We start from the raw sequence: 26,617 nt of genomic DNA on the forward strand, positions 1-26,617 counted from the left end.
GGGCCTATCATGGGCCAAATATCGGGCCTACAAACACAGATAATCTGCAAGCTGGGGCGCTGTGGAGGGCCCAGTAGCACAAATAAGGGCCTTTATTTCTACTGATGGCCCCACTTTGAAGGGGCAGGCAGTCCACGGGGGAGTATGGGAGACGATGCCGACAGCGTCGCGGTGAAGACGTACGTCCCGCCGTACCAGAAGGAACGCTGGCGCGAACACGCGGACCGTCTGGGGATGAGTCAGAGCGAGTTCGTCCGGACGATGGTACAGGCCGGTCGTCGGGACTTCGAGGTGCCCGAACCGGCCGATTCCGTGAAAGGCGGAGAAGAGGTAAGTTCGGGACTCGAACCCCAGGTGAAAGGTGCCCTCGACCCGGAAGACCACCGTTCGTGGGACGACCTGCTCGCGGCGGTGACCGAGGACGTGGAAGACCGGTTGGAGGAGACGCTCGCCGACCTCCAGGAGGCGAACGTCGTCCAGTACAGCGGGCGGGCGGGCGGGTACACGCTAGTGGAGGACTCGTGAGCGACGTCGACGACCCCGTGGGATACTTCCTGCAGGACATGACGTTCCACGGGAAGACCGACCGGACGCGAACGGCCTACGAGCGCGTGTTGCGGGACTTCGAGACGTTTCTCGACACCGACCGTGGCGTCGACACCCCCGCAACGGCCGAGCACCGGGATTGCATGGCCTGGATTCACCAGTTGCGTGGAACCGTCGCCGAGAGCACCGTCGCTACCTACGCGGCCTATCTCCACCGGTTCTACGCGTACATGACGCAGGTTGGCACGTTCGACAGCAACCCGATGACCCTCGTCGCCGAGGAGATGGACGAACGGATCAACACCGACCCGACGCGACGAGAGATCACTGTCCCCGAGATGCGGGAGTTCGTCGCGGGGATCGAGCATCCCCTCGACCGGAGCCTCATCGTGACGATGCTGAAGACCGGTATCCGGGTTGGTGAACTGTGTAATCTGGATCTGCGGGACCTTTCGATCCCGGAGACTCGCGAGACACTCGACGTGTCGATCCGGCCGCAACTCGACGGCCGCGGAAACGCTCTGTTCGTCGCCTCGGACCGCGCCGTCGGCGACGTGACCGAGGGCGAACGCCGGACGGCCGCCAACAAGCGCAAGCGGGCGACGGTGATTCCGGTCGACGAGGAGCTCCGGCGGGCGCTCGTACGGTGGCTAGCCGTCCGCCCGGATCCGGTCTCCCGCGCCGACCCCCTGTTTTTGAGTACCGGCGATAGCTGGGGACGGCGCGTGACGCCACACATCGTTCACCACACCGTCGAGACTCACGCCAGCAACCGGGGGTGGCACCGCGACGGTGGCGGCGCCGAAGAGAACGTGACGCCCCACTACTTCAGACACTTCTTCACGACCCACCTCCGGGACCGGACGGGTGACCGTGGTATCGTCAAGTATCTCCGTGGCGACGTCGCGAGCGACGTCATCGACACCTACACTCACGACTGGGGGGACCGCGTGCGGGAAACCTACGAAACTAATATATACAAAATGACATGATCGCCGTCGACGCCACAACAGATAAACTGTATATCGCTATATCAAAATATCGCGTTTGGACGTTGAGACTATAGCGGGTTTAGCGGATTTGAAATACGCGAGCGGGAGTGAGCAAACGAAGAGAGCGACCGATTCGTGACGGTCGTGTCTGAACCAGATTTGCGAAAGTGTCCGGATATCGTGGGTCGGACTGTCGAACGACGGCAGAGAATCCCGTTCATTCGCCGTACGGCGGGCGAGAGTCGGCACCCAGCTTGTGGTATTTTGACGAGCCCCAATAAGGTTGATTCGATACCCTTTATTTGGGCTCGGAGCCGTTTTCCATGAGCTTACGACCAATGGGAGACGATACGACTCTCCAGGAGCAGCACGAATACGGGTCTGACCTGTATCGGACGCTCGTTGAGGAGGTAAACGATCTCGCAACAGTCGTCGAGACTGACGGGACGATAACCTACGTCAGTCCGGCCGTCACACGGGTTCTCGGCTACGACCCCGACGAATTGGTTGGCCACGAGGGATACGAGTTCGTCCATCCCGAGGACCGGGAACGAAACGCCGACGCGCTGGAGGCCGTTCTATCGGACCCTTCTGAACCCGAGACTGTCGAAGTCCGATTCCGCCACGCCGACGGCTCGTGGCGCTGGATCGAGGCCACAATGCGGAACCGACTCGACGACGGCATCATCGATGGGATTCTCCTCAGCAGTCGGGATATCACTGAGAGAAAGGAGTACGAGCTCGAAGCCCAGGAGCTCGCCGAAGAGTACGAAGCCCTCTTGAACAACGTGGAGGATGCCATCTTTCTCGTCAATGTCGAAGAAGGTGGGGACAGTGTACAATTTGGATTTGAACGCCTCAGTCCCTCCTACGAGCGCCAAACCGGAATTACGACAGAGGATGTGCAGGGCCGGACACCACGAGATGTGTTCGGTGAGAAGCAGGGGTCCGAGTTAGAAGCGAACTATCACCGCTGTGTCAACGCCGGCGAACCTATCTCGTACCAAGAGGAACTCCGAGTCGGCGACGGAGCACGGTTCTGGCAAACGAAGCTTGCCCCGGTACTCTCCGATGCTGAGATAACACGCCTCGTTGGAGTCACTCGGAACGTGACCGATCGCGTCGAACGGGAGCGGCAGTTACATCAGCAGAACGAACTCCTCGAAGAGTTTGCGAGCGTTATTTCGCACGATTTACGCAATCCGCTCAACGTCGCACAGGGTCGTGCCACGCTCCTTGCCGAGCAGGCAGAAAGCGATCATCTTGATCCACTCCTGCAGGCACTCGACCGGATGGAAGCGATCGTTGAAGACACGTTGACGCTTGCTCGCCAAGGCGACACGATAAGCGAAACCGAGTCGATCAGCGTGACCGATCTCGTCGGGAAGTGCTGGGCGACAGTAGATACGGATGACGCAACCATCGAGGTCATCGACGAGATGACGTTCCAAGGCGACCACGACCGGCTACGGCACGTTTTCGAGAACCTGTTCCGGAACGCCGTTGAACACGGTGGGTCCGACGTGACCGTCCGAGTCGGATGTCACGGTAAAAAGGGAATCTACGTCGAAGACGACGGGACAGGAATTCCAGTCGAAAAGCGTGAATCGGTGTTCGAACCGGGGCATTCGTCGGCACGTGGTGGTACTGGTTTCGGGTTGACTATCATAAAACGAATCGTGGAAGCCCATGGCTGGGAGCTGTCTGTAACCGATGGAACTGATGGTGGAGCACGATTTGAGTTCGAGATGGGGAAACAGGGAGAGTTCGTGTGATGTCCAGCCGGTTGCCTATGCACTGCGAAGAGCGGCCTCAACTCTCGTCACCCCAGTAACCGAACCGCGCGGCGAGTGTCGCGTCCAGATCCGCCAGTGGCACTGCCGTTGCCCTCTCGCCACCCGTCACCGTCGACTCCTTGAATCCTGAACCGGTGGCGACGAGGGCAACCCGGTCGTCCGGGGCGAGGACGCCCTCGGCGACGAGACGGCGCGTCCCCGCGAGTGTCGTCGCCGACGCCGTCTCGACGCAGAGTCCTGCATCACGGGCGAGTCGCGCCTTCGCGTCCCGGATCTCGTCGTCGTCGACGCTCACGACGGCGCCGTCGGTGGCTCGGGCGGCCGCGAGCGCACGGGTCCCGCTCGGCGGGTCGGCGTTGGCGATGGAGTACGCGATGGTCTCCCCACCCGTGGCCGGTGACACCGTCTCCGATCCGTTCCGGAAGGCAGTCGCGACGGGATCACACGCCGCCGCCTGAACGAAACAGAGCTTCGGCGTCGACGGGAGCGCCCCACAGTCCCGCAGGTCCCGGAGCGCCTTCCACGCGCCGCTGGCGTGCCCACCGCTGCTGATTGGCATCACGACGGCGTCCGGTGCCGAAGGACGGAAGGCGTCGACGAGTTCGAGAGTGGTCGTCTTCTGGCCCGCGACGCGCAAGGGCACGTCGGAGTTGAGGAACTCGATTCCCAGATCGTTGCCGACCCGGAGCGACTCCTCGTAGAGACGACCGTAGTCGCCGTCGATCCGCAGAATCTCCGGACCGTACTGATCGATGATCGCGAGTCGTTCGCTCGGGATGTCCGCTGGGACGAGAACTGCACAGTCCAGGTCGACCGCCGCCGCGTGGGCCGCCACGCTCATCGCCATGTTACCGTGAGAGACGGTGCCGACCGCCGAACAGCCCCGGGCGAGGGCGTCGGCGACGCCGACGGCGCTGCCGCGGTCCTTGAAACTCCCGGTCGGATGTTCGCCCTCGTCTTTCACCCAGGTGCGACACCCCGCGAAGTCGTCGAGGCGGTCGGTGCGGATCAGCGGCGTCCCGCCCGCGGCGCTCGCCAAGCCACGAAGGTCGTCGACCGGGAGCAAGTCGAGATATCGACCGATTCCCGAACGGTCGGCGTGACCACCGGGGTCGAAATCGTCGGCATCCACGTCGAACCAGAGCGCTTCGCCGCAGGCACAGCGTGCGCCAGCCGACCGGGGAGACGACTCGCGACACCGATAACACCGCAAACTGTCGGTCACGACCGCGCCCTCACTCGCGGTCGGTCCAGAAGTCGAACGAGCGACCCGGGGAGAAGACGTCGAGTCCGACGGCCGTCTCGTCGCCCGTGTTCTCGACGCGGTGGGCTTCCCAAGACTCCAGGTGAACGGAGTCCCACTGCCCGAGGGTCACCTCGTCGTCCTCGGTGTAGACGGTCATCTCGCCCTGCAGGACCAGACAGACCTGCTCGTTCTCGTGATCGTGCATCGGCGAGGAGTGGCCCGGCGGCTTCTCGAACCACTCGAAGGAGAAGGCGTCACTGCCGGCCATGGACACGCGCTGCCAGCCTTCGTCCGGTTCGTAGGTTTCCGCGTCGTCGAACGAGACGGGGTGCATGGTATCCCCCTCAGCGGGAGCCATCTAAAACATTTGGAACTGCTAACAGGGTGCTCTCCACCGTCGGCGCCGGCGAACGGCTCCCCCCGCCTTCCGGGGGCTCGGGTCACGCCACCGACCCCGAGGACGACCATATAAACCGCGCCACGCCGAGATGAGCGTATGGGACGCGTACGGACGGTGAAACCGTGACGGTGCAGTTACCGAGTCAGATCGTCGTCGAGCGGTTTCTGCCGACAGTTCGGTCGATGCTCGCAGCGGAACTCGCGGCTCGCGGGTTCGCCCAGCGCGAAATCGCGAGTCGTCTCGGCGTATCGCAGGCGGCCGTGAGCGGGTATCTCTCCGGGGAGCGCGGGGGAGAGGAGCGCTTCGCCGAACATCCGCGGATGCAGGCGACGGTCGAACGGATCGCCGAAGGATTCGAGACGGGGCGAATGGACGACTACGAGGCCCTCGCCGAACTGCTGGAACTCGTGCGGGATTTCGAGGACCGCGGCCCGATCTGTGCGCTCCACGAGGAGGAGATGCCTGCCCTGGAGGGGATGGGCTGTGATCTGTGTGTACGCGGGCGTGACCGTGCAGTCCAGGCGGAACGCGAGGTGCTCTCGAACGTCCGACGGGCGGTCAGAACCTTCGCCAACGCGCCAGGGGTGGCGGCCCACGTGCCCAACGTCGGGACGAACGTGGCGATGACGCTCCCACAGGCGGCCGAGGAGACGGACGTGGCGGCCGTCCCTGGACGCATCCACGCCATGCGCGATGGGGTCAACGTGCCGGCGAATCCGGAGTTCGGTGCCTCCCACCACGTGGCGACGACGCTGCTCGCCGCGACGGCCGCCGATCCCTCGATCCGTGGAGGGGTCAACCTCGCTACGAGCGACGCCCTCCTCGCCGCAGTTCCGGAACCGTTCGAGGTGGCAGCGTTCGACGCCGACTACGAGGACCGCCGGGCGCGGTTGGCGTCGCTCTTCGAATCGGGGGTGCCACAGGTCCTCTACCACGAGGGAGCCTTCGGCATCGAACCGATCACGTACGTCCTCGGTGGGAGCGCCGTCGAAGCCGTCGCCCGGGCGACGGACCTCGTCGCGCGGGCCGAGGAGACGTAAATCGCATGATGCGATAGAAAACGGCCATCGCTCGTGAGTGGAGACGACACCGGGTGGAGGGGAATAGTGCGTGGGTTTGACCGAATAGACGAGTAGACGAAACGCGGTCCTTTCGTTAGTAACCAGCCGCTCGGGAAGGCCAGGAGACGTTTGTACGTCCCAGTAGGCGGGTTCGGCACGAACGTGTACGTGAACGTCTCGTCGGGGGCGATCGAGTCTTGTGTTCCGTTCGGCACCCCATCGACCGGAGTCGGGACGGGGGACTCCGTGCCAGTGAATCGCCGTCTCCTCTCGACGGCTGTTGGTCAAGTCGACGCCGAGTACGTCTCCTTCCTGAACGCGTAGCTCCGGTCCCGGGAATTGACCCTCGCACAGCAGTTGGTCGACGACGTATCGGGTGCTGGTCGAATCGTCGCGGTCCCCGTGGTGAGACCGACGGCTGCCCTGGCTCGGCCGTGACTGTCGGGCGGGGCCTCACCGCACGACCCCCACCATCGTCGGTGCCCGGTCGCTGATCGGCACAGCCCGCGAGCGCGACGAGGAGGTACGTATGCCCAGGTGATCGTCACCACGCCGGTCGCAAGGGACGTGAGTCCGCGCGGCGCACTCTGGTACCCGAGGAGTTGGCGCGAGATCCCCGAATCGTCGTAGAAGTGCAGACGACACCGAAGCGGGAACCCTTCCACACATCCGCGACGGGGAGACGTCCGCTCGGCCGAGAGTTCGTGACCGTCCGCTCTTATTACGTCGGAACTACGACAGTTGAGTAAGAACTCCGATGACAGATCTGGATCCACTGCGGGTCGAATACACGACAGTGACGAAACTCATCGACTTTCTCAAGTATGCGGTCGAGAGTATCAGCCTCGGCTTCGATCGGTGGGACGAAGAGTACGTGCGCGGACCGGGATTGTATTTCGTGATCGTGACCGGTGTTCACTCCGGGTCGTACGCTGATTCGTTGGGCGAGAACACGTGGCCGACCGACTCCTGTCGGGTCGTGTCGGAGGACCTCGATAGTTTCGTCGAGGCGGCACGCACGGTTGGGTTCACACGCGATGGGGCGGTTATCATCAGCACTGACGGCACCATCCAAGGCCAGATGGTTCGAGTCAAAAGTCAGAGTAGCGTCGAGGATAACACGACGATTGACTACGCCGACTGGATGGGGACGAAACACTTGAGCGCCATCGAGGTTTCGGTTCGTGCGGAAGTGGTGGCCGCGATCACACTCAGCGAGGAGGACGGACGTATGTCTGTGTTCCAAGATGGCGGGTACGAGGACTACCAGCGCCACGAACTAGGGGGTGAGTGGCGTCCGACGGACTGATCCGGAACGACTCGACAGTGACGAACCGTCCGTCCGATCACTGGCCACTCACTACCGGGACCCCCCACCAGGGTCCTGTTCAGAGTAGTTGCTTCCCTGCGACGGCGAACGATCGAAGCCACTCGTTTGCAGTTTCTGCTTCGGCATTGCTAAAACAGTTGGAGAAACTGGTAGTTCTTCGTTTTACCTCGCAAAAGACACGTTCGACGCTGTTCCGATTTCCGTGACGTTCGTATCTGAAATCGAGGCCGTGGCGACGGCAGGCGTCGTTCAGTGGTGTCGCGCCATCGACGAGCAACACGGCGTCGTCGACGTCGTGTTGCTCGCGTAATTCACGAAAGAACGCGTGAGCGATAACGTTGGTTCTCGTCGGTTCACGCGTTGTGTGGAGAATTCGTTCGTCTCCGGATCGACCGCGGCGTACAGCCAATACTGCTCGTCGTTGAGTCGGATCACCGTTTCGTCAACCGCAACGTGACCCGGGCTTCGATCCTCTTCGGGCTGTAAATCGGCTTTGTGGACCCAGTTGTGGACGGTGGATCGTGCCCGTTCAACACCGAATACCTCAAGAATAGGGACAGTATTCGAAAGTGATCGTCCAGCAAGGTGAAGCTGAATACTGAGCGTCACCAACAGCCGCGGTGTTGCCTCTCGTTCCACAAAAACGAGAGTAGTAGTTGCGGTATCGACGAGATCGTCCGCGAGACGACCCTGCCAGAAATCGATGTCCTCGCGGCCGATCGATTGCACACCCCAGGGGACGACCCGCTGGTGCGGGGTGAGTGAGTCGAGGCTCTTCTGCTTGATCTGGGCCCGAGCATCCTCGGCGGCGTCCAGGAGGATGTCATTAGTGATCCGATCCTGATTTTCACGGTCGGCCCTGCTGGCCCCCGTCCGGAGGATACCGATCGCGAGGCGGGCGTCGCCGGCGGCCGCGTCGGCGATCCGGTAGAACTGGTCGTCGGTGATTACGTGCTCGTCGAGGCCCCACTTCGCGCGAGCACTCAGGATGTCGTACAGCTGCTCGTCGTGGTACTTGTCCATTCGGACGTGCTCGCTGGAGCGGAGCCGACTCACGAGGCGGTCGTCGACGCGGCTGAACAGCTCCTCTTCCTTGTTCGCGATGCAGATGATTGCGAACTGCGGGAGGCTGTGGAGATCGTAGATGACACTGGGGTCCTCCAGTTGGTCGACTTCGTCGAGGATGACGACCTTTATCGAGCGCGACACAGAATCTGATGACTGAAGAACACCCGAACCGTAGATTTCCACGAAATGGTATTGAATGGTGGCAGATGGTAGTAGACGGTATACTTAACCGTTCAGAGGACGTTTGGTTGGGTAGAGACGATGACAGACTACACGAATCCCGTCACAGCGACCTTCGAACTGCAGCGGAAGTCGATCGAGCAGGGGCAGCAGGCCCTCGAACGGACCGTCGACCTCCAGCAACGCGTCGGTGAAGCAGTCATCGACGGCATCGACAGCCAGCAGTCGGCCCAGCAGCAGGCCATCGACATCCAGCAGACAGTAATCCACGCTGCTCTCGATACCATCGAGGCCAGCGTTCCCGGCTCCGAGCAGACTGTCGAGGAACTCCGCGACACAGTCGACGAGCAGTACGAAGAGCTGCTGGCAAACCATCAGGAAGCCTTCGAGAACATCGTCGAGTCCGTCGACGACGGGTTTGACACCTACGACGACCTGACCGCCACCTACGTCGAAGCACTCGGCGAGCAGATCGACGTGGTGCTGGAGGCCCACGAGGAACTCGAAGCCCCGGTGATCGACTCTATCGAGGAGCTGGGTGCGCAGACCGAGGAACTCCAAGACCAGCTCGAGGAGATGCAAAACCAAGTCCAGGACGTCTCGGAGCAGGCTGTCACCAACGTCGAAGCGTAACGCCTCGGCGCCCTTCTTCCCGATTTTGTATTTTCATCCCGACAGCGGCGAGTACAGCGACTCGATCGCCCACTGCCTGGTTCTGTGGGACGTCGAGACAAACGGGATCGAGACCATCCCGATGGTCTTTTGCATGAGATTCGCGCCCTCTATTCAGCATGGTCACCGGAAGCTACTCAGTCACTGTCAGCAGGCGCGTGCAAGATACAGAGAATGTCCGGGAGTAATACCGAGACACAACTGTCGTTCACAGCGACGGACAACAATCTCGATTTTTCAGACGGTTACCCGTCCTAGCTGACGCTATGCAAGAGACGTGGGGTACACTGTAGCACGGCTTTGAGAAATTATTACCTATCAAGGACTCACCGGAACTATTCACTCTGGAATCTCGTACCAGCAGAATTCGGTCGCGTCGCACTCGGGACAGGTTTCGGTTTCGGGAGTAACCGCCGTCCCACAGTGACGGCACTCGACTATGATAGTCGGCCCGGCATCGCCGAGTAGTCGAGTGAGTACTGTCCGGATGCTCATCGCCGGGAATCGAGTTGCGAGTGAGTTAGTCTTGGCGACTACGCTGGTCTCAGGCGCTAGTCCGCACAAAGCTTACACCGGAAGATAGCTCGACAACCAGTTGGAAGGGAAATTGTCACACGCTCCCTTCCTTCCCCTGATGACCGACGATACTCGGAACACGGGCGATGCCCGAAGTGTGATGAGGATATTTCTGTCGCACACGTCTTGGTTGAAGACGAGAAAGACGAGACCGACTGGTCTGGACGGCGTGTCCCACCTGCGACGCTGTCGTGAGTCCTGGGTGAATTCAACTGAAACGGTAGCGCGGAGTCCCCTTCCTCAAGGTGCGACCGAAGGGAGCGAGTAGGGAGGGGAGGAGCGCGTTCGTATCAGTGACAATCACCTGCTTATAAGCTGCCTCTGATACACATTGAAAGTGTGGCGGACGACTATGTGCGTCGGACGGCAATCACTCGCCTCTCGGTAGATGACGAGCAACGCGAGTTGCTTGAGGAAACCATCTCTGCGTGGAAGCGTGGTTGCCAAATCGCTACGGATATGGCGTGGAACGTCTGCAACGCCAAGAGCGACGTACAACCCCTCGCCTACGACGACGTGCGCGAGCAAACCGACCTCGGAAGCCAACACGCGATCCTCGCCACTCACCAAGCCGCCCAAGCTATCACCGGCTGTATCGAACGCAAGTCCAACGGCAAGAAGATTAGCAAGCCCACATTCACCGCACCAACGGTGAAATATGACACCCGGACGATGACGCTGTTCGACGACGATACAGTGTCACTCTCTACAACGGAGAGTCGCGTCCGGTGTGACCTTGCTCTCCCTGACGCCGACGATGGCTACCAACGGCAGTATCTTGACTCCGACGAGTGGAGTGTCACAGAAAGTACGCTCACCGCCCGCGACGGCGACTACTTTTTGCATATCGGCTTCCGCCGACACAAGAACGATACCGAACGGAACACCGCCGAGGACGGAACGGTTCTCGGGGTTGACCTCGGTATCGAAAACCTCGCCGTCACCAGCACCGCCTACTTTTTCAGTGGGCGAGAGTTGACCCACGACCTCCGTGAGTTCGAGAAGGTACGCGCCGGACTCCAACAGACCGGAACGCGAAGTGCCCATCGCACGCTCGAACAGTCGAGTGGCCGTGAACGTCGCTACGTCCGTGACGTACTCCACCGAGCATCGAACGCCATCGTGAATGAAGCACTCCGATACAGGTGCGTCGTAATCGCGTTCGAGGATTTGACTTACATCCGTGACCGAACGAGTGCGTCGTGGGGTCACAAGTGGGCGTTCCGAACGCTGTACGAGCAGGTGGAATACAAGGCCGAAGCAGTCGGCATTGCGGTTAAACAAGTGGGTTCGGCGTACACGTCGAAACGGTGCGCCGAGTGCGGCTTTACAGCAGACGAGAATCGCCCGACTCGCAACGACTTCCAGTGTCAGAAGTGCGAGTCGGAAGCGAACGCGGACTACAACGCGGCGAAAAACATCGGGATGCGGTACGTCCGTCGAGGCCAACAGTCGTCTCGGCGGACGGGCAACAGTCAGCTTGCCCTGAAGTCTGGAACAGTGACGCCGAGTGGCGGATTTACCGCCCACCCAGACGGGTTCGAGGCCGAGTTCATGGACAAGCCTCACCCTCCACGAGCGAACCCGTCAGGGTGAGCGAAGTAGGGTAGGGTAGTTGACAGCAACGGGCACGACAGCAGAGTCAAGTGTTCTGCTCTATTACCCTGCCAAGAGATCAACTGATGGAAATTTCTGAAGAACTCGAATGTTTGTTTTCGGCTTCGATTGAGAAACAGGACGGGTCGTATGTCATTGACGTCCCCGAGCGCGAACTGCAACTCGGTGACCTACAGCAAGGGGAAACATATCGCGTCGCACTCGTGTCTTCCCCGACACAGAGCGAGCCAGAACAGAGCGACCAAGCTGAAACGGACTCACAGCAGGAACGCGACCCACCGGAACCACCAGTCGAAGACGGTGAGACTCGGGAAGTCGAGATTGAGGACATCGGCGAACAGGGCGATGGCATCACGCGAGTCGAACGTGGCTTCGTCGTGATCGTCCCCGATACGAAAGAGAGTGAGCGAGTCAAAATTGAGATTACCGATGTACGGCAAAACGTCGCTTTTGCCGAGGTTGTCGACCGGTTGAGTTACTACGAGTGATCCCTCGGCTTTCGCCGTGGAAAGTAGGAGGTGAACAGACATCCACAGTTATTGTACGAATGAGTCGTCAGGTGATCTTTCCACACAGATATCCAGAGCATGACGTAAAGTTGCCGACACGCAATCGTCAGTAGAGTTGAACTGCACTCACAGCTCAGTAACCCTCATTCCGCTGGTAACAACGTCGGGCGCGTTCCTCGAAGCCGCAAGCGACTCCTCGTCACGTGCTGAGTAATGTTGATACTCAGATGTCGTCTAGGTGCCGCTGGACTTCGTCGTGGAGCCGCTGGGCTTCCTTGTCCGGGAGCGCGGCCTCGGTGTCGACCTCGATACCCGAGATCTGGACGATGTCTTCCAGCGCATCCGAGAGCGTCTGCTGTCCATCTGGAAGGACGCGATCACGCCGGTTCTCGACCTGCCGGTCGTGCTCATGCATCGCGAGTTGAATCATCATCGCTAGCTTCTGGAGGCGTTCTCCGGCAGTCTCGGGATACTCCTGATAGGTGTTCGAGCCCCACGGCCCGGTGTACTCCTCCAGCAGCGCAATCAGCAACGACAGCTGGGGGGTGAACACCGTCGGTCGGGACGTGGGATCGGCGAGGCTGGTCGCCCGGTCAGCCGCGACAGCGGCATCCGTGTCGGCAATCCCCCAGTATCGGTAGCAGTCGGCAGCCGAGAACGGAGGCGTCTCGAAATCGTAGGTGATCGCCCGGGCCCGCCGGAGTGTTTCGTCGACGTCGACCATTCCCGTCTCGACGTCGCCGTAGATCGACGCCCACCACTCGCTGATAGGCACCCGGTCGTTCGCCCGCTCGTGATCGGCGTCGGTCGCCTGTCCGTAGTGCCGGCGCGTATACCGCTGGCCCGTATCCGGAACGACCGTTTCGCTGTCGGGGAAGTACAGGATCGGCTTCGCCCACAGCGTCTGGGTCCCCCGGAAGTCGTACTCTTCATTCCCTTGTCGGAGAGAAATTCGCGTAACGACTGACCGGCCAACCACCTCTGGATAAGGTCAGTGATCAGAATTGTGTGAGTAGTGTCGATTGTCCAGAGAGAACGATATGCTAACGATGTTTGTCGGGTGCCTGTGCAAATTTTATCTTATCGATAGCTTGTGGAAGCCGTGCTGAATAGACAGCGCGTATCTGGTATCGCAGTAGTCCATAGATTCGCGTTCATGCGAATATCATACCTCTGCCGGTCGAGGGTCTCTGGACCTCCGACCGGCTACCATACTCCCGATCAGTCCACCCCTGAATCATCCGCTTCGCGTTCGTGGACCCTGACCGTCGAAATTCGGGTCCCCTCAACGCTCGTCACCTCAAGGACGTACCCGGCGACCTCAACGCGGTCGCCACGTTCTGGCGCACGGTTGAGTTGCTCGAGTACCAGTCCACCGATCGTTTCGACCTCTTCACTTGTGAACTCTCCCTCGATCATGTCGTTGATTTTCGACAGCGGGACGCCGCCGTCGATGTCGTACCCCTCATCGCCACGGCTTCGAATCGAGGGTTCACGCTCGTCCACATCAAACTCATCTCGGAGGTCTCCAACGAGCGCCTCGACGACGTCTTCAACCGTTGCAATCCCCTCGAATGCCCCCCACTCGTCGATAACTGCGACCATTTGCTGTTGATCTTCTCTGAACTGTCTCAGGAGATCGCTCAGTGCCATCGTCTCGGGAGCGATGACGATCTCGCGGGCGATGTCGCCGACTACCTCGGCGTCCCCGCCCTCCACCTCGGCTCGTAACACGTCCTTGACGTCCACGAATCCGATCACCTGGTCGCCGTCGTCGGCATCGAGAACTGGATAGCGCGTATGACCAGCCTCGAGGATGATCGACTGGAGGTCGGAGAGGGGGGCATCGGCCGGAACGCTCACCACGTCCGGTCGTGGAACCATGACCTCCCGCACCACGATGTCGTCGAGATCGAAGACCCGCTCGATCATCGTCACTTCCGCAACGTCGATGTCCCCTCCCTCGCCCGATCGTGTTAGTACTCGTAGGAGCTCTCGCTCACCGAGTGTCTCATCCGTTTCGGAAGCGGGCGGCACACCGAGCGACCGCGTGAACGCGTTGGCTGCCCCGTTGAAGACCACAATTCCCGGATAGAGGATGTAATAAAAGAACTTCATTGGCGGGGCGAGAAACAGCGAGAGTCGCTCGGTCTGGGCGATTGCGATCGTCTTCGGCGCGAGTTCACCGAAGACGACGTGGAGGAATGTGATGAGACTGAAGCCGACTGCGAACGCGACGAGATGGATGAGACCCGCCGGGAGAATCGGTTCCAGTACGGGTTCGATGAGCGCCGCCACGGCTGGTTCGCCGACCCACCCCAACCCGAGCGAGGCGATGGTGATGCCGAGTTGCGTCGTGGCGAGGTAGTTATCGAGATTCGTCATCACTTCTTGGAGTGTTCCCGAACCCGGGCGCCCCTCCTCGACGAGCTGGTCAACCGATGTCCCCCGAATCCGAACGAAGGCGAACTCTGCAGCGACAAAAAAGCCGTTGAGCACCACGAGAAACAGCGCTAAGACGAGTTGTCCCACTGAGAGTGCGACGTTTACCATCGGTATCCCCAGAACGGACTGCCGTTCGATTGTAGTGTGTCCATAGCTATGCATCTCGTTCCGTTTACTAAAACCATCTACAGGGTTCGCGGGTGATCGACTCCTATCAGTAGTGAGTTGATCCTGTGGATCCCTTGGCCATAGACTGTCCTCCTCGTTTGCGCGTAAGTTGCTCGGAATCAGCGTAACTCAGAGCGGGAGTGGACCTTCCCCGCGGACGTCCCGAAATGAACCGGACCGCTACGGACTGGCACGGAACTCGCCGTGTTTCAGTCCGAAGAAGAACGCGACGATCGAGAAGACGATCATTGAGGGCAGAACCATCATGAAGACCGTTGAGGGAGCCATCACGGCCGTGAGCGCGACCGTTGCGACGGCGACGATTACGGCGAGCGGAACCACAGAGCGCGTGAAATCAAATTCTATATCCGCAGTTGAGCCGGACGAATAAAGCGCTTGAGAAGGTACGTCAGTACTCAGTACTTTGAGTATTGTTGCTCTGAAATCAGCATCGGTACTGCTGTATAGATCCGCTGTATCGGGCAAGCCTCGACTGACGGCTATCGGGTAGTTTGTCTGTTCCGTGCTGCATACAGGGCGCGAATGCAGCACGTCGGACACCGAGAACTGGGGTCGCCTGATTCGGTCAGTACAGAGGGTAGACGTCCGTATGTACAGGACTTATGCGTGTCTGATATCAAGCAGGGGTATCCGATGAACCGTCGTCAGGTACTCAGACGCTTGGCAGTCGCTGGAAGTGTCTCTGTTTCCGGTTGTTCATCTGTTCTCGGCTCTGAAACGACCGTTCTTGGGAGAATCGAAGTTGTCAATTTTTCACTTGTGGCAAATCGGCTCCGCTTACTCGTGACCCGGGAGGATGACAATGAGAATCTTCTCGACCGGATGATTACGTTGCCAGCTGTGAACGCCGAAAACGGCACACCGGGGGTAGTTATCGAGCCCACTTGGCCAGAAACACAGGGGGAGTATACTGTCCTCGCTGTCCATTACGGGGAGGATGGCGATAGGGAAACCGAGGATTGGGAGTACACGTTCACACAAGAGGACTACAATACGTACTATGACGAGCAAGAGGATCCAGGCTGTATCGGTGCTATCGTCAAAATAGGGAGTCTCACTGATATGGAGAACGGCACAATTGGGATCGGCCCGACTTACATGGAGAATCCCTGTGGGACGCAGGATTCTCGACAAGGATCGGTACGTTCGCAGTTCTACTGACCGGCTGATTCATCCAAATCAGTGTGAAACCACCGATGGCCTACTGCTGAACGCACTCTCTGTAGACAGCAGACTCGTCCTGTCGGATACCGAGAAACCACGCTAAACCCGCTACTGGCTCGGCTGTCCCGAAAGGGTCCTGTTCAGAGTAGTTGCTTCCATGCGACGGCGAACGATCGAAGCCACTCGTTTGCAGTTTCTGCTTTAGCGTTACTGAAACAATTCGAAAAACTGGTAGTTCTACGTTGTACCCCGCGAAAGACACGTTCGACGCTGTTCCGATTTCCGTGACGTTCGTATCTGAACACGAGGCCCACCAGTACCGGAATCCGTTCGGAGCCTGGTAGACGACACGAGGCGAATAGCCAGCGCCGAGGACGACCCGACTACCCGTGGCGGGTCAGGTCGGCTCCCCGCCGCGATCCTCCCGTGAGACTGCGACAGGTGCCCGACAAACCGTAGGGAAATACACTTCACCGCTCCGGCAGAACCGACGGGACATGTGTTACCCGGAGGAACCCCTATGTACGTCGTGATCGTCGGGGCGGGCGAAGTCGGAACTGCGATCGCCAAGAGCCTTGCCGACGTCCACGACGTTGCAGTCATCGATATCGACGGCAGTCGGGTGGAGAGACTGATGTACGAAACCGACATCCTCGGTATCGAAGGTGATGGAACCGACCTCGAGACACTCGAGGAGGCCAACGTCGAAGAAGCCGACATCCTCATCGCCAGCACGGACGACGACGAGACGAACATCGTCACCTGTAGCACCACGATGACCGTCACCGAGTCGTTCACCATCTCTCGGGTCAAGAGCGCAAAGTTCCTGCGGACGTGGCAGCGGTCCGAACGGGCGTTCGGGATCGACCACATGGTCGCGACGAACCTGCTGGCCGCGGAGACGATCGCACAAGTCGTCGGCTTACCCGCGGCACAGGACGTCGAGATGTTCGCCGACGGGCTCGTCCAGATGGCCGAATTCGACATCTCGGAGTCGAGTCCGGTCGCCAATCTGACCGTCGAAGAAGCCGACCGCTACGAGTCGCTGACGTTCGCCGCCGTGTTGCGTGAGGACACCGTCGTCATCCCTCGTGGAGAGACGGTCTTGAAGCCGGGGGACAGTGTGATCGTCATCGGCAGTCCCGATAGCGTCCACACGTTCGCACACGAACTCGAACCGGACACCGACGGGACACCCAACATCCTCATCGTCGGTGGCAGCGATATCGGCTACCACACCGCCCGCCTCCTCCAGGAACGCGGGCTGAAATCACGGCTCGTCGAACAGGACCACGAGAGGGCTCGCGAAATCGCCGAAGCGCTCAGTGACACCACAGTACTCGAGAGCGACGCGACGGACCGGGGGTTTCTCGAACAGGAGCACATCGAAGACGTCGATATCATCGTCACAGCACTCGACAACGACGAAAAGAATCTACTCGCCGGCCTGCTCGCCAAGCGGCTCGGTGCCAAACGAGCCGTCGCCGTCGTCGACTCGGGTGGCTACGTCGACCTGTTCGAGGCGGTCGGCATCGACGTGGCGGTCAACCCACGCGAGGCGACCGCCGAGGAGATAACGCGATTTACCCGCGAGCAGCAGGCCGAAAACGTCGCGATCATCGAATCCGATCGTGCGGAGGTCCTCGAGATCGAAATCGACGAAGAGAGCGTTCTCGTGGACAGGCCGATCCGCGAGTCGGTCGCGGACCTCCCGACTGGCGTGGTTATCGGAGCGATCACACGGGACGGGACGTTCGTTATCCCACGGGGAGACACCGTCGTCGAGCGTGGGGACCACGTGGTCGTGTTCGTCGAAATCGACTCGCTGGAGGAGGCCAGCGGTAAACTGTAGCCCCCTTCGCTCTCCGTGCTGTCGATGGCTACAGCGAGAACGGGAGATTTTTCCGGACTGGGAGGAAGAGCGTAGCGTAATGGACGGTACTCGGTGATGTCGGTTCGAGTCAACTGGCGACAGAGCGTCGCCTTCACCGGCACGGTGATCAAGTATCTCTCCGTTGCCATGCTCGTCCCGCTCGGGATCAGTCTACTCTACCGCGAAGACATCGTCGTCTTTCTCCTGTCTATTGGGATCTCGGTCGTCGTCGGCCTCTCGCTGGAGCGCATCGACGACGACCCGGAGCTCGGCGCTCGCGAGGCCCTCCTCTTGGTGGCCTTGGCGTGGGGAGCCGTTGCACTCATCGGGGCGATTCCGTACGTCGTTGCAGGGTACGGCACCGAGTCGGCACTCCGCCATCCGATCAACGCGCTGTTCGAATCGATGTCCGGGTTCACCACGACTGGAGCGACCGTCACGGCCGAGATTTCCTTCGAGCAGCATTCCCGGGCGCTGTTGATGTGGCGACAGCTCACCCAGTGGCTCGGCGGCATGGGTATCATCGTGCTGATGGTCGCCATCCTTCCCGAGGCCGCAGTCAACGGCGCGCAGTTGATCGAGTCGGAAGCGCCCGGACCGGAGCTCCAGAAGTTGACGCCGAAAATCGCCGAAACCGCCCGACTGCTCTGGCTGTTCTATCTGGGATTCACCGTTCTCTACGTGGGGATACTGCTCGGACTCCACTACGCGGGGATGGCACCGAACATGGACGCCTACAACGCCGTCGCACACGCCTTCACGACGTTGCCGACGGGGGGGTTCTCCCCGCAGGCCGACAGTATCGCGGCGTTCTCGCCAGCCGTCCAGTGGGTCGTCATTCCTTTCATGCTCATCGCGGGGATGAACTTCGCGCTGTTTTACCTGCTGGTGCAAGACGAATACGTCGAGTTCCTCCGTGACCGCGAGCTACAGGCCTATCTCGGCGCCAATGCCGGACTGGTCGTCGTCCTGTGGGGGTTTCTCGTTACGGGATCGGCACCGCCGCTGGAGCTCGGGGGCATCACGCAGGGGGCCATCGAAAACTCGCTTCGGCAAGCCACGTTCCAGATCGCTTCGCTCCTGAACTCGACGGGGTACGCGACGAGTGACTTCGCACAGTGGGGGACGACCGCACAGGGGCTCCTGTTGTTCGCGATGTTCATCGGTGGGTCGGCCGGATCGACCGGAGGTGGCGTCAAGGTCGTCCGGTGGCTGGTCGTCATCAAGGCCATTCGCCGGCAGTTGTTCACTACGGCCCATCCGAGCGCGATCAAACCGGTTCGTCTCGGAGGCCACGTCGTCGACGAGGAGGTCATCAGTGCGATCTACGGGTTTACGCTGCTGTACCTGCTCACCTTCGGCGTGGCGACGGTTATCCTCCTGCTCGATGCGGGCCGTGTCGGCCTCGAAATGACGACGCTGGAAGCGATCAGCGCGAGTCTGGCGACGATCGGTAACATCGGTCCCGGATTCGGGTTTCTGGGACCGTTCGGAAGCTACCTCGACTTCCCGGCCACCAGTAAACTGCTGATGATATTCCTCATGTGGATCGGTCGGCTGGAGATCATCCCCGTGTTCGTGATGTTCACCGGCGCGTTCTGGAACGAGTAACCGATCCCCATCACCGACTCCGACCCGGTGGCGCCGTTCGTGGCTGAGCGACGTATTATGTGTGCCGGGAGCGAACCGCACACCATGACCGACTCTTCGGACGCACCGACCCCTCCGGAGGGGTTACCGGACTCGCTCGCGTCGGAACTCGCCCGACTCACACCCGAGGAACTCCGAAACACGATCGTTCACGCCCAGGAACTGCTCCAATTTCACCAAGAGACGACGTCTCCGATCGAACCGGGGCCGAGAGAGGACATCATTCGGGTGACCGAGCACGAAGGATACACGGAGGTCGTAAAGCAACTCTCGTGTGTCGAGGGCTGTGACGACTGCCCACACGGTCCGTATCTCTATCACGTCAGTGAAGAAGCCCGCCCCGAGGGCGAAACACACCTCCACTGGACGTTCATGGGGGAAGTGAGTACCGACGACGAATGAACCGAAATCGACTCCGATCCCCCGTCACTCCGGGTGGCACGGGGTCTGCCTAGACACTCCGGCACGGTCGACGTCGAGGACGGACGTCCCGTCTACGGCCGGCGACGGCACCGGGTAGAACACGATAGCGGGTGACCCGACGTTGCCCTGCACACTGGCGGCTTCGAACGGCGTGTCGGCGTCGGCGAAGGCAGCATCACGTGACTGGGCGTCGGCCACAATACCGCCGGTCAGGAGTCGCCACGCGCCGTCTTCGAGTTCCGTCCGAAGGACGACGGTGACGCCGTGGAGTGCTCGACGGCGGTGTTTTCCGGGACCGACTCAGCCAACGAGGCGACCCCTACTCGTCATCGGACTTCCCGGGCCACGTCACGGAGCCCGAGAACGGGACGCCGGTCCGTTCTGCTGCTCGCGAGATCATGTGTGCGCCGGTCGGGACCGTCAAAAACAGAAAGAGGATACCGATGAGCGACGGGAGGCCGGCACCCCCGGGACCGAAGTACGCGAAGCCGGCGAGAAAGATCGCGACCGTGCCGACGGTCGCCGGCTTGCTCGTCGCGTGCATCCGGTTGTACACGTTCGGCAGTCTCAGCAGGCCGATCGTCCCGACGGTGAGGAAAAACGACCCAACGACGACCAGGCCAACGACAGCCCAGATCCGTATCGCTTCGAAGTCGACCATCAGCGGGCACCCCCGTCGACCTGGTGATTCGTCGGAACGGCCTGTCGCGTTCGGTGTTCCTGATACATGCGGTGTTCACTCCTGTGTGACGATGATGTCCCCTTCGGTCACGAACTTGGCAGCCGCGACCGTCGAGAGGAACGCGATGATCGCGAGGACGAGACTGACGGTCACGAAGAGACCCCGGTCGGTCTTGATCGCGAACAGGACGGCGATGGCGACGACGTTCGTCGCGATGGCGTCCAGTGCGACCACGCGGTCGGGGACCGTCGGTCCCCGGACCGCGCGGTAGCCACACAGCAGACTCAGCACCGCCACGAGGACGATTGCGCCGTCTACGACCAGCACTAGCGTCCCCTCAGCGGTCATCGTCGGCTCCTCCTGTGGGCTCCTCGGCTGGCCGTTCGGCCTCCGTCTGCGTCTCGTCGTCGGTCTCCGGGGCGGCCTGTTCGAGGACGGGGTGAGTCCGGTCGGGCGGGTAGACGGCGAAGTCCGGCGCGGGATCGCCCGGCGACAGTTCCTCGTCGAAGATGACGAGCGCGTAATCCTCCCAGCCGCGGATCGGGTCGACGATGTCTTCGGGTGCTCTCCCGTCGATGACGTGGACGTACAGCGCGTTCTCCTCGGGATCGTAGTCGAGCGTGAGCGAGCCGGGTGTCATCGTGATGCTGTTGGCTATCGTGGTCACGCCGAGGTCCGTCCGTACCCGCAGCGGGATGAGGATCACCTCGGGGTCGATCGGTTGGGAGAACGCGAGCACCCGGTACGTGACGTCGAGACTGGAGACGACCGCCTCCCGAGTGAACGTCAGCACGTACAGGATCGCGTACGGGAGACTGCGGAGTGACCGCCGGAGATCGACGGCGTCCGCGTACAGGCGGCGGAAGACGTAGGCTACGGGAACCCCGACCGTGAGGCCGACCAGCAGCGACCCCACGAGGGGTTCGAGGACGAGCGGTGGGCCGTGGACGAACACCCACAGGACGCCAAACAGGGCGCCCGCGACCGGCCAGCTACGGGTCACACCCCGTCACCCCCGTTCGGACTCACGACGTCGACGTAGGCCCCGCTGTCGATGGCGGCACTCGCCGCCGTTTCGGCGAAGCGGTAGATCGGGTCGAACCCCACACCGACGAGGACGACGGCCACCGCGAGCGCGACGAGGACGGCGACCTGTCCCGGCTCGGCGGTGGCGGCCTCGACCGCCGACGTCTCGGGCCCCCAGAAGCCGCCGACCCACACCCGCGTCGTGTACAGAATCGTAAGCACGGCGCCGAGGAACAACGCGATCAACGCGAGTGCCGACAGCACGCCGGGGCCGGCCGCGAGTCCACGGACTGCCGCGTCGAAAGCCAGGAACTTCCCGAAAAATCCCGTTAGCGGCGGGAGACCGATCAGCGAGAGGAGGCCGACGAAGACGGTTCCCGCGAGCACCGGCGAGCGCCCGGCGACGCCGCCGAGGTCGCGCAGGCTGTCCGTCCCGGTCGCATCCTCGACGGCCGCCGTCGAGAGGAAGAGGAGTCCCTTCGCGAGCGCGTGGTGGAGCGTGAACACCAGCGCAGCCGCGATGGCGGCCCCGCGGAGCGTCTCGGTGGGGTCGCCCGTGACCGGGGTGGCCGCCGCGGCGATGGCGATGGGGAGGGCGATGAAGCCGATCTGGCCGACGCTCGAGTACGCGAACGTACCCTCGAGCCGGTTCTGGCCGACGGCGCCGAACCCGCCGACGACGATGCTCGCCACCCCCATCGCCGCCAGCACTGGTGCGAGGAAGTCGAGCGGCGACACACCGACGAGACCGGGCAAGTCGATGGCGACGGGCGCGGCGGCGAAGACCGTGAAGTAGAGGCGGACGACCGCGTACACGCCCACCTTCTTCGTGACGCCGGCGAACATCGCGGTGACGGGCGCCGGGGCAGCGGTGTAGGCGGCGGGGACCCAGAACTGGAAGGGGACGAGCCCGGCCTTCAGCGCGAACACCGCGAGCAGCAGGGCCGAAAGCCCGACGACGGGCGCGGGGTCGACACCGTATGCAGCGGGATTGCCCAACCGCTGGGCCATGTCGGCCATGTTGAGCGTGCCCGTCGTGGCGTAGAGGCCGCCGATAGCCACGAGCATGAGCGCGCTCCCGAGGACGTTCAACACCAGATAACGGAACGACGCCGCAGTGGCGTAATCGGTGCCGTAGAAGGCGACGAACACGTAACTGACGATCAACATCACCTCGAACCAGACGAACAGGTTGAACAGATCGCCGGTGAGGAAGGCACCGGTCACGCCCACCAAGAGGAGGTGGAACAGCGGGTGGTAGTATACGCGCTGGTTCTCGGGGTTCACGTACCGGACCGAGAACAGCATCGACGCGAGCCCGACACCCGCGGCGATAGTCAGCATGAACGCGGACAGCCCGTCGAGGACGAGCGTAATCCCGAATGGAGCGGGCCAGTCACCGACCTGGTAGGCCCCCGCCCCTGGCGCTGCCGGCGCGAGGACGACAACCCAGACGACACTGGAGACAGCCACGACGTAGCCGACAGCGCCAGCCACGCTCGTCGCGCGCTGAATCCGCGGCCGCCGACCGAGTACGAGCGTGAGCACGGCGGTCACGAGTGCGATCAGCAACGGCGTAATGACTGGGCTGCTCATCTCGCCCACTCCGTGACGTCCATGGTTTCGTTCTCCTCGTAGGCGCGATACGACAGGACGAGCGCGAGCGCGGTCGTTCCGAAACTGATAACGATCGCGGTCAGAACGAGCGCCTGCACCACTGGATCGGCGATCTCTGGGCTCTCACCGCCGTGGACCGCGAGGACGGGCACGAGGTCGTGGGCTCCCTCGTCGACGCCGCCCATCGCGATCAGGTAGACGAACGTGGCCTGCGAGACGACGGCAACCCCCAAGACGACACCCATCAGGTCCCGCCGCAACAGCAGAAAGGTCCCGACGGCGGACAGCCCGCCGACCGCAACTGCCAGGACGACACTCATGGGCCATCATCCTCACGTCGGGCAGACCGCATCTCCGTGTTCCGAGTCATTCGGCACTCACCACCGAGACGATCGTCAGGATGGCGCCGACGACGACGAGGAACACCCCCAGGTCGAACACGAGCGCACTCGCGAGTTCGACCTCGTTGTAGATCGGAACGCCATCGACGTGGACGTACGTCTGAGTCAGGAACGGGTCGCCGACGAGGATCCCGACGACGCCGCTGCCGAGGACGATCACCAGACCGAGGAGCAACGTGCGTCGGTAGGCGGTGACCGTGCGATGCTCGAACACCCCGGTTCCGGGCTCGATCTGTCTGTCGAGCACCCCCGACTCCAGGTAGTCGAGGTCGTAGGCGACGTAGATGAGCACGAACGCCGTCGTGGTGAGGACGCCACCGATGAATCCACCGCCGGGCAGGTTGTGGCCCTGCAGGAACAGCGAGATCGAGAGGACGAGGATGATAGGGACGGTCACCCGGACCGTCGTCCGCATGATCGTCGTGGTCGTCACGGCGAGTCACCTCCGTCGGGGACCGGATCCGCGTCCCCGTCCGCGTCCCCGTCCCCTTCGGTTACGGCCTCCTCACCACGGGTCCGCATCGTCACGAGCACGAGAATGGCGATTGCGGCCACCGCGACGACCAGCAACTCACCCAACGTGTCGAACGCCCGGAAGTCCACGAGGATGACGTTGACGACGTTCGTGCCGCCACCCCCCGGAACCGCCTGCTCCGTGTAGTACGTGGCGACGCTCGTCGGGTCGGTGTCGGGCGTGGGTGCCGTCAGGAGGACGGACACGAACGCCATCGTACCCACCAGAATCGACACGCCCGCGTCTCGAGCAATCACGAGCGGTCGAACGTCCGAGTAAAAGGACGGCAACCGCTGGAGGACGAGCAGGAAGATCAGGAGGACGAGCGTCTCGACGACCAGTTGCGTGAGCGCGAGGTCCGGCGCGCTCGCGAGGATGAAAAAGATGGCGAGCATGAACCCAAGAATGGACAGCGTGAGGACGCTGGCAACGTGGGACGGAGCGGTCGTCACCGCCACGCCGGCGAGAACGGCGATCATCAGCACGACGGCGACGGACAACGGCACGGCGATCCCGCCGACCTCCGGGGTCCCCTCGGTTGCTGTGAAGCCGGCGAGCGCAAGCAGGCTCGCAGCCGCGGCCACCCACGTCACGTACGTCCGCAGGAGACCGCTGTGGACGAACGGGCCGAACCGAGCGCTGGTCACCTCCGTGGTCGAGACGATCCAGTCGTACCACCCGCGGGGTCGCACGGGGACCGGGGCATCGACACCACGCCCGATGACCGCCGCGAGACGCCCGGTAAACGGATACGTGGCGATCCCGCCGAGGACAGCGACGGCGGACATCGCGACCGGGGGGGAGACGTGAGTCGGCAGCCCAACCTCGAGGAGAACCTCGTCGACGGCGGTGGCTTCGACGGCCGACTGGACGATGGCGTCGACCGCCAGTTGCGGCGCGACGCTGACGACGGCCGCCGCGGCGGCCAGCACGGCCGGGGGTGCGACCAGCGCGACCGGTGGCCGGTGGACGTCCGCGACTGGCGCCCGCCGCTCGCCGACGAAGATTGCGAGGAACTTCAGTGAGTAGACGACGGTGAACACGCTCGCGGCCGTCGCCACGGTGGGGTACAGCCAGGCGACGCCACCGGCCTCGTGGGCAACCTCGTAGGTCGCCTCGAAGAGTAGCTCCTTCGAGTAGAAGCCGTTGAACGGCGGGATACCGGCCATGCTCAACGCGGTGACTCCGGTGATGGCGGCCGTCACCGGGAGCTCTCGCCAGAGCCCCCCGAGGTTGTCGAGAGTACGGGTACCGGCCTCGTGGGCGACGATTCCCGCGACGAGGAACAGCGGCGCCTTGAACAGTGCGTGGTTGAGCAGGTGGAACGTGCCCGCCTCGCTGCCGTAGACGACGTCGAAGCCGAAGGCCGCGACCATCAGCCCGAGGTGGCTCGCCGTCGAATAGGCGAGCAACTCCTTGGTGTCGGTCGCGGCCACCGCCAGCAACGCCCCGACGGTCATCGTCAGGAGCCCTAGCGTCGCGACGAGCAACACCCACTCGGGACTCATCAACAGGGGGCGCAGGCGGCCGAGGAAGTAGACGCCGACCTTGACCATTGTCGCGGAGTGGAGGAAGGCGGAGACGGGGGTCGGAGCGACCATGGCGTTCGGGAGCCAGAAGTGCAGTGGCACCTGCGCGGACTTGGCGGCCGCAGCGGTGACGACCAGGACGAGTGCGGGCACGAACAACCCCGACTCGCGGAGGGCGGCGCGCATCGCCTCGTCGTTCGCGATCATCGCGGTCACGTCGAAGGTCACGCCGCCGAGGACACCCCGCGCTGTCACCGCGAGCACGAGCAGGCCGGCGAGCAGGCACAGGCCACCGCCGACGGTCACGACCATGGCCATCCGCGCCGAGTAGCGCGACTCGGTATCGGCGGTGTGGTGGCCGATGAGCACGAACGAACAGAGGCTGGTCAGCTCCCAGAACAGGAAGACGAACACGAGGTCCGAGGCGAGTGCGACGCCGAGTATCGAACCCAGGAACGCCAGCAACGCGGCGTAGTAGCGCGCCAGGCCGTCGCCGCCGCGCATGTACCGCGCCGAGTAAGTGAACACGAGGGCGCCGATGCCGCTAGCCAGAAGCGCGAAGAGGAGTCCCCAGCCATCGACGGTGAACTGGATCCCCACGTCGAGGGCGGGAACCCACGACGCCCCCACGGTTCCCGGACTGTCGACTTGCGTCACCAGCAGACCGAAACTCGCCGCCGCGACGAAAGCCCCCGCGTAACCCGTCAGTTCGCCGAGGGCGCGATGGAGGAGCGGTGCCAGGACTGCGGCGACGAAGGGGAGCGCGACGGCAATCGTAACGACTGTCAGGTCCGGTGCCATCAGTGATCGTCGGTGTCGGCCGGTACGCCGTTGCCGGTACGCATCGTAATCGGCCTCTGGTCGACCATCGAGCGCCTAGTTCAAAGTAGTTGACATTCGCTTGTCGGACGGACGGAGCCCTCCCGGTTCGGGGAGCGACACTCGCCTACCGCGGGGATGTGATTGCGGCAATCGTAGTCGTCACGGCGGACGTGGGGGCCAGTGCTATTGCGTTCCACCAACGAGACGGGAGGCGGATCGTTCAGTTTCGATCCAAGGACACGACCCTCGAGCGGGGTACGGACGCGGTCCGACCGGTCATCGCACGTCC

Annotated in this window: 25 protein-coding genes and 4 pseudogenes; 12 read left to right on the forward strand and 17 right to left on the reverse strand. The window is 62.2% G+C overall.

Translation table 11 applies throughout. The annotated features are described in order from the left end of the window. Positions 1–144 precede the first annotated feature (144 nt). The 3 genes from V8686_RS12910 to V8686_RS12920 all read left to right on the forward strand — a co-directional run bounded on the left by V8686_RS12910 (position 145) and on the right by V8686_RS12920 (position 3,313). On the forward strand, positions 145–525 hold the full coding sequence (locus V8686_RS12910; RefSeq protein WP_379704763.1) for a DUF5805 domain-containing protein: 381 nt from the start codon (positions 145–147) through the stop codon (positions 523–525). Positions 526–563: 38 nt separating this feature from the next. Beyond that, positions 564–1,538 carry a tyrosine-type recombinase/integrase gene (locus tag V8686_RS12915; RefSeq protein WP_379706585.1) on the forward strand — a complete coding sequence of 325 codons (975 nt, stop codon included), beginning with the start codon at positions 564–566 and terminating at the stop codon, positions 1,536–1,538. 338 nt (positions 1,539–1,876) lie between these two features. Beyond that, positions 1,877–3,313, forward strand: a complete 1,437-nt coding sequence (locus V8686_RS12920; protein ID WP_379704765.1) for a PAS domain S-box protein — start codon at positions 1,877–1,879, stop codon at positions 3,311–3,313. Between the two features lie 37 nt (positions 3,314–3,350). Here the strand turns inward: V8686_RS12920 and V8686_RS12925 are convergent, their stop codons facing one another. Then, complete coding sequence (locus V8686_RS12925; protein ID WP_379704767.1) at positions 3,351–4,559, reverse strand: threonine synthase; 1,209 nt, start codon at positions 4,557–4,559, stop codon at positions 3,351–3,353. Between the two features lie 10 nt (positions 4,560–4,569). Continuing rightward, on the reverse strand, positions 4,570–4,914 hold the full coding sequence (locus V8686_RS12930) for a cupin domain-containing protein (protein ID WP_379704769.1): 345 nt from the start codon (positions 4,912–4,914) through the stop codon (positions 4,570–4,572). Positions 4,915–5,102: 188 nt separating this feature from the next. On the opposite strand from V8686_RS12930, the gene V8686_RS12935 reads away from it, so the two are divergent. Beyond that, positions 5,103–6,020 carry a thiamine-phosphate synthase family protein gene (locus V8686_RS12935; RefSeq protein ID WP_379704771.1) on the forward strand — a complete coding sequence of 306 codons (918 nt, stop codon included), beginning with the start codon at positions 5,103–5,105 and terminating at the stop codon, positions 6,018–6,020. Here V8686_RS12935 and V8686_RS12940 read toward each other — a convergent pair. Beyond that, positions 5,909–6,398 (reverse strand): annotated as a pseudogene (locus V8686_RS12940) (multicopper oxidase domain-containing protein). The gene V8686_RS12935 and the pseudogene V8686_RS12940 sit on opposite strands and share 112 nt — an antisense overlap. A 400-nt stretch (positions 6,399–6,798) precedes the next feature. Here V8686_RS12940 and V8686_RS12945 point away from each other — a divergent pair. Next, positions 6,799–7,350 (forward strand): diadenylate cyclase, encoded by a 552-nt coding sequence (locus tag V8686_RS12945; protein ID WP_379704773.1) that lies wholly within the window; start codon positions 6,799–6,801, stop codon positions 7,348–7,350. 79 nt (positions 7,351–7,429) lie between these two features. Here the strand turns inward: V8686_RS12945 and V8686_RS12950 are convergent. Both V8686_RS12950 and V8686_RS12955 read right to left on the reverse strand, forming a co-directional pair. Next, a pseudogene (locus V8686_RS12950) lies at positions 7,430–8,010 on the reverse strand (IS6 family transposase). A gap of 92 nt (positions 8,011–8,102) precedes the next feature. Next, positions 8,103–8,562 (reverse strand): annotated as a pseudogene (locus tag V8686_RS12955) (AAA family ATPase); the annotation flags it as partial. A gap of 138 nt (positions 8,563–8,700) precedes the next feature. Here V8686_RS12955 and V8686_RS12960 point away from each other — a divergent pair. The 3 genes from V8686_RS12960 to V8686_RS12970 all read left to right on the forward strand — a co-directional run bounded on the left by V8686_RS12960 (position 8,701) and on the right by V8686_RS12970 (position 11,972). Further along, on the forward strand, positions 8,701–9,252 hold the full coding sequence (locus tag V8686_RS12960; RefSeq protein WP_379704775.1) for a hypothetical protein: 552 nt from the start codon (positions 8,701–8,703) through the stop codon (positions 9,250–9,252). A 954-nt stretch (positions 9,253–10,206) separates the two neighbouring features. Next, positions 10,207–11,463, forward strand: a complete 1,257-nt coding sequence (locus tag V8686_RS12965) for an RNA-guided endonuclease InsQ/TnpB family protein (protein ID WP_379704777.1) — start codon at positions 10,207–10,209, stop codon at positions 11,461–11,463. A gap of 86 nt (positions 11,464–11,549) precedes the next feature. Next, positions 11,550–11,972, forward strand: a complete 423-nt coding sequence (locus tag V8686_RS12970; RefSeq protein WP_379704779.1) for a TRAM domain-containing protein — start codon at positions 11,550–11,552, stop codon at positions 11,970–11,972. Between the two features lie 244 nt (positions 11,973–12,216). Here V8686_RS12970 and V8686_RS12975 read toward each other — a convergent pair whose 3' ends face one another. The 3 genes from V8686_RS12975 to V8686_RS12985 all read right to left on the reverse strand — a co-directional run bounded on the left by V8686_RS12975 (position 12,217) and on the right by V8686_RS12985 (position 14,972). After that, positions 12,217–12,972 carry a hypothetical protein gene (locus V8686_RS12975; protein ID WP_379704781.1) on the reverse strand — a complete coding sequence of 252 codons (756 nt, stop codon included), beginning with the start codon at positions 12,970–12,972 and terminating at the stop codon, positions 12,217–12,219. Positions 12,973–13,214: 242 nt separating this feature from the next. Beyond that, a complete protein-coding gene (locus tag V8686_RS12980) occupies positions 13,215–14,600 on the reverse strand; it encodes a hemolysin family protein (RefSeq protein ID WP_379704783.1) in 1,386 nt (461 codons plus the stop codon). A 186-nt stretch (positions 14,601–14,786) separates the two neighbouring features. Continuing rightward, positions 14,787–14,972, reverse strand: coding sequence for a DUF7333 family protein (locus tag V8686_RS12985; protein WP_318571012.1), 186 nt, complete (start codon positions 14,970–14,972; stop codon positions 14,787–14,789). A 288-nt stretch (positions 14,973–15,260) separates the two neighbouring features. Between V8686_RS12985 and V8686_RS12990 the strand changes: the two genes are divergently transcribed. Further along, positions 15,261–15,788 carry a hypothetical protein gene (locus V8686_RS12990; protein WP_379704785.1) on the forward strand — a complete coding sequence of 176 codons (528 nt, stop codon included), beginning with the start codon at positions 15,261–15,263 and terminating at the stop codon, positions 15,786–15,788. Between the two features lie 143 nt (positions 15,789–15,931). Here the strand turns inward: V8686_RS12990 and V8686_RS12995 are convergent. Continuing rightward, positions 15,932–16,099: pseudogene (locus tag V8686_RS12995) on the reverse strand (IS6 family transposase); the annotation flags it as partial. Between the two features lie 212 nt (positions 16,100–16,311). Here V8686_RS12995 and trkA point away from each other — a divergent pair. The 3 genes from trkA (at position 16,312) to V8686_RS13010 (ending at position 19,716) form a co-directional block, all read left to right on the forward strand. After that, the gene (gene trkA, locus V8686_RS13000) at positions 16,312–17,643 is read left to right on the forward strand and encodes a Trk system potassium transporter TrkA (RefSeq protein WP_379704787.1); all 1,332 of its coding nucleotides are present in this window, start codon (positions 16,312–16,314) and stop codon (positions 17,641–17,643) included. Between the two features lie 96 nt (positions 17,644–17,739). Next, entirely contained in the window at positions 17,740–19,275 is a 1,536-nt protein-coding gene (locus V8686_RS13005; protein ID WP_379704789.1) for a TrkH family potassium uptake protein, read from the forward strand. Positions 19,276–19,359: 84 nt separating this feature from the next. Next, the gene (locus tag V8686_RS13010) at positions 19,360–19,716 is read left to right on the forward strand and encodes a hypothetical protein (RefSeq protein WP_379704791.1); all 357 of its coding nucleotides are present in this window, start codon (positions 19,360–19,362) and stop codon (positions 19,714–19,716) included. 24 nt (positions 19,717–19,740) lie between these two features. Here V8686_RS13010 and V8686_RS13015 read toward each other — a convergent pair whose 3' ends face one another. The 8 genes from V8686_RS13015 to mbhE form a co-directional block, all read right to left on the reverse strand. After that, positions 19,741–19,935, reverse strand: coding sequence for a hypothetical protein (locus tag V8686_RS13015; protein WP_379704793.1), 195 nt, complete (start codon positions 19,933–19,935; stop codon positions 19,741–19,743). Positions 19,936–20,056: 121 nt separating this feature from the next. Further along, the gene (gene mnhG, locus V8686_RS13020; protein WP_379704795.1) at positions 20,057–20,398 is read right to left on the reverse strand and encodes a monovalent cation/H(+) antiporter subunit G; all 342 of its coding nucleotides are present in this window, start codon (positions 20,396–20,398) and stop codon (positions 20,057–20,059) included. 75 nt (positions 20,399–20,473) lie between these two features. Continuing rightward, positions 20,474–20,767: a monovalent cation/H+ antiporter complex subunit F gene (locus V8686_RS13025; protein WP_379704797.1), complete on the reverse strand. Its 294-nt coding sequence runs from the start codon at positions 20,765–20,767 to the stop codon at positions 20,474–20,476. Then, a complete protein-coding gene (locus tag V8686_RS13030; RefSeq protein WP_379704799.1) occupies positions 20,757–21,422 on the reverse strand; it encodes a Na+/H+ antiporter subunit E in 666 nt (221 codons plus the stop codon). Before V8686_RS13030 ends, V8686_RS13025 begins: the two co-directional genes overlap by 11 nt. Next, on the reverse strand, positions 21,419–23,041 hold the full coding sequence (locus V8686_RS13035) for a complex I subunit 5 family protein (RefSeq protein ID WP_379704801.1): 1,623 nt from the start codon (positions 23,039–23,041) through the stop codon (positions 21,419–21,421). Before V8686_RS13035 ends, V8686_RS13030 begins: the two co-directional genes overlap by 4 nt. Beyond that, entirely contained in the window at positions 23,038–23,382 is a 345-nt protein-coding gene (locus V8686_RS13040; RefSeq protein ID WP_379704803.1) for a sodium:proton antiporter, read from the reverse strand. Before V8686_RS13040 ends, V8686_RS13035 begins: the two co-directional genes overlap by 4 nt. A gap of 46 nt (positions 23,383–23,428) precedes the next feature. Further along, positions 23,429–23,878 carry an MnhB domain-containing protein gene (locus tag V8686_RS13045; protein WP_379706589.1) on the reverse strand — a complete coding sequence of 150 codons (450 nt, stop codon included), beginning with the start codon at positions 23,876–23,878 and terminating at the stop codon, positions 23,429–23,431. Positions 23,879–23,892: 14 nt separating this feature from the next. Next, positions 23,893–26,307, reverse strand: a complete 2,415-nt coding sequence (gene mbhE / locus V8686_RS13050; RefSeq protein ID WP_379704804.1) for a hydrogen gas-evolving membrane-bound hydrogenase subunit E — start codon at positions 26,305–26,307, stop codon at positions 23,893–23,895. Positions 26,308–26,617 lie beyond the last annotated feature (310 nt).

This window comes from Haloplanus litoreus (assembly GCF_045690335.1).
Taxonomy (GTDB): Archaea; Halobacteriota; Halobacteria; order Halobacteriales; family Haloferacaceae; genus Haloplanus; species Haloplanus litoreus.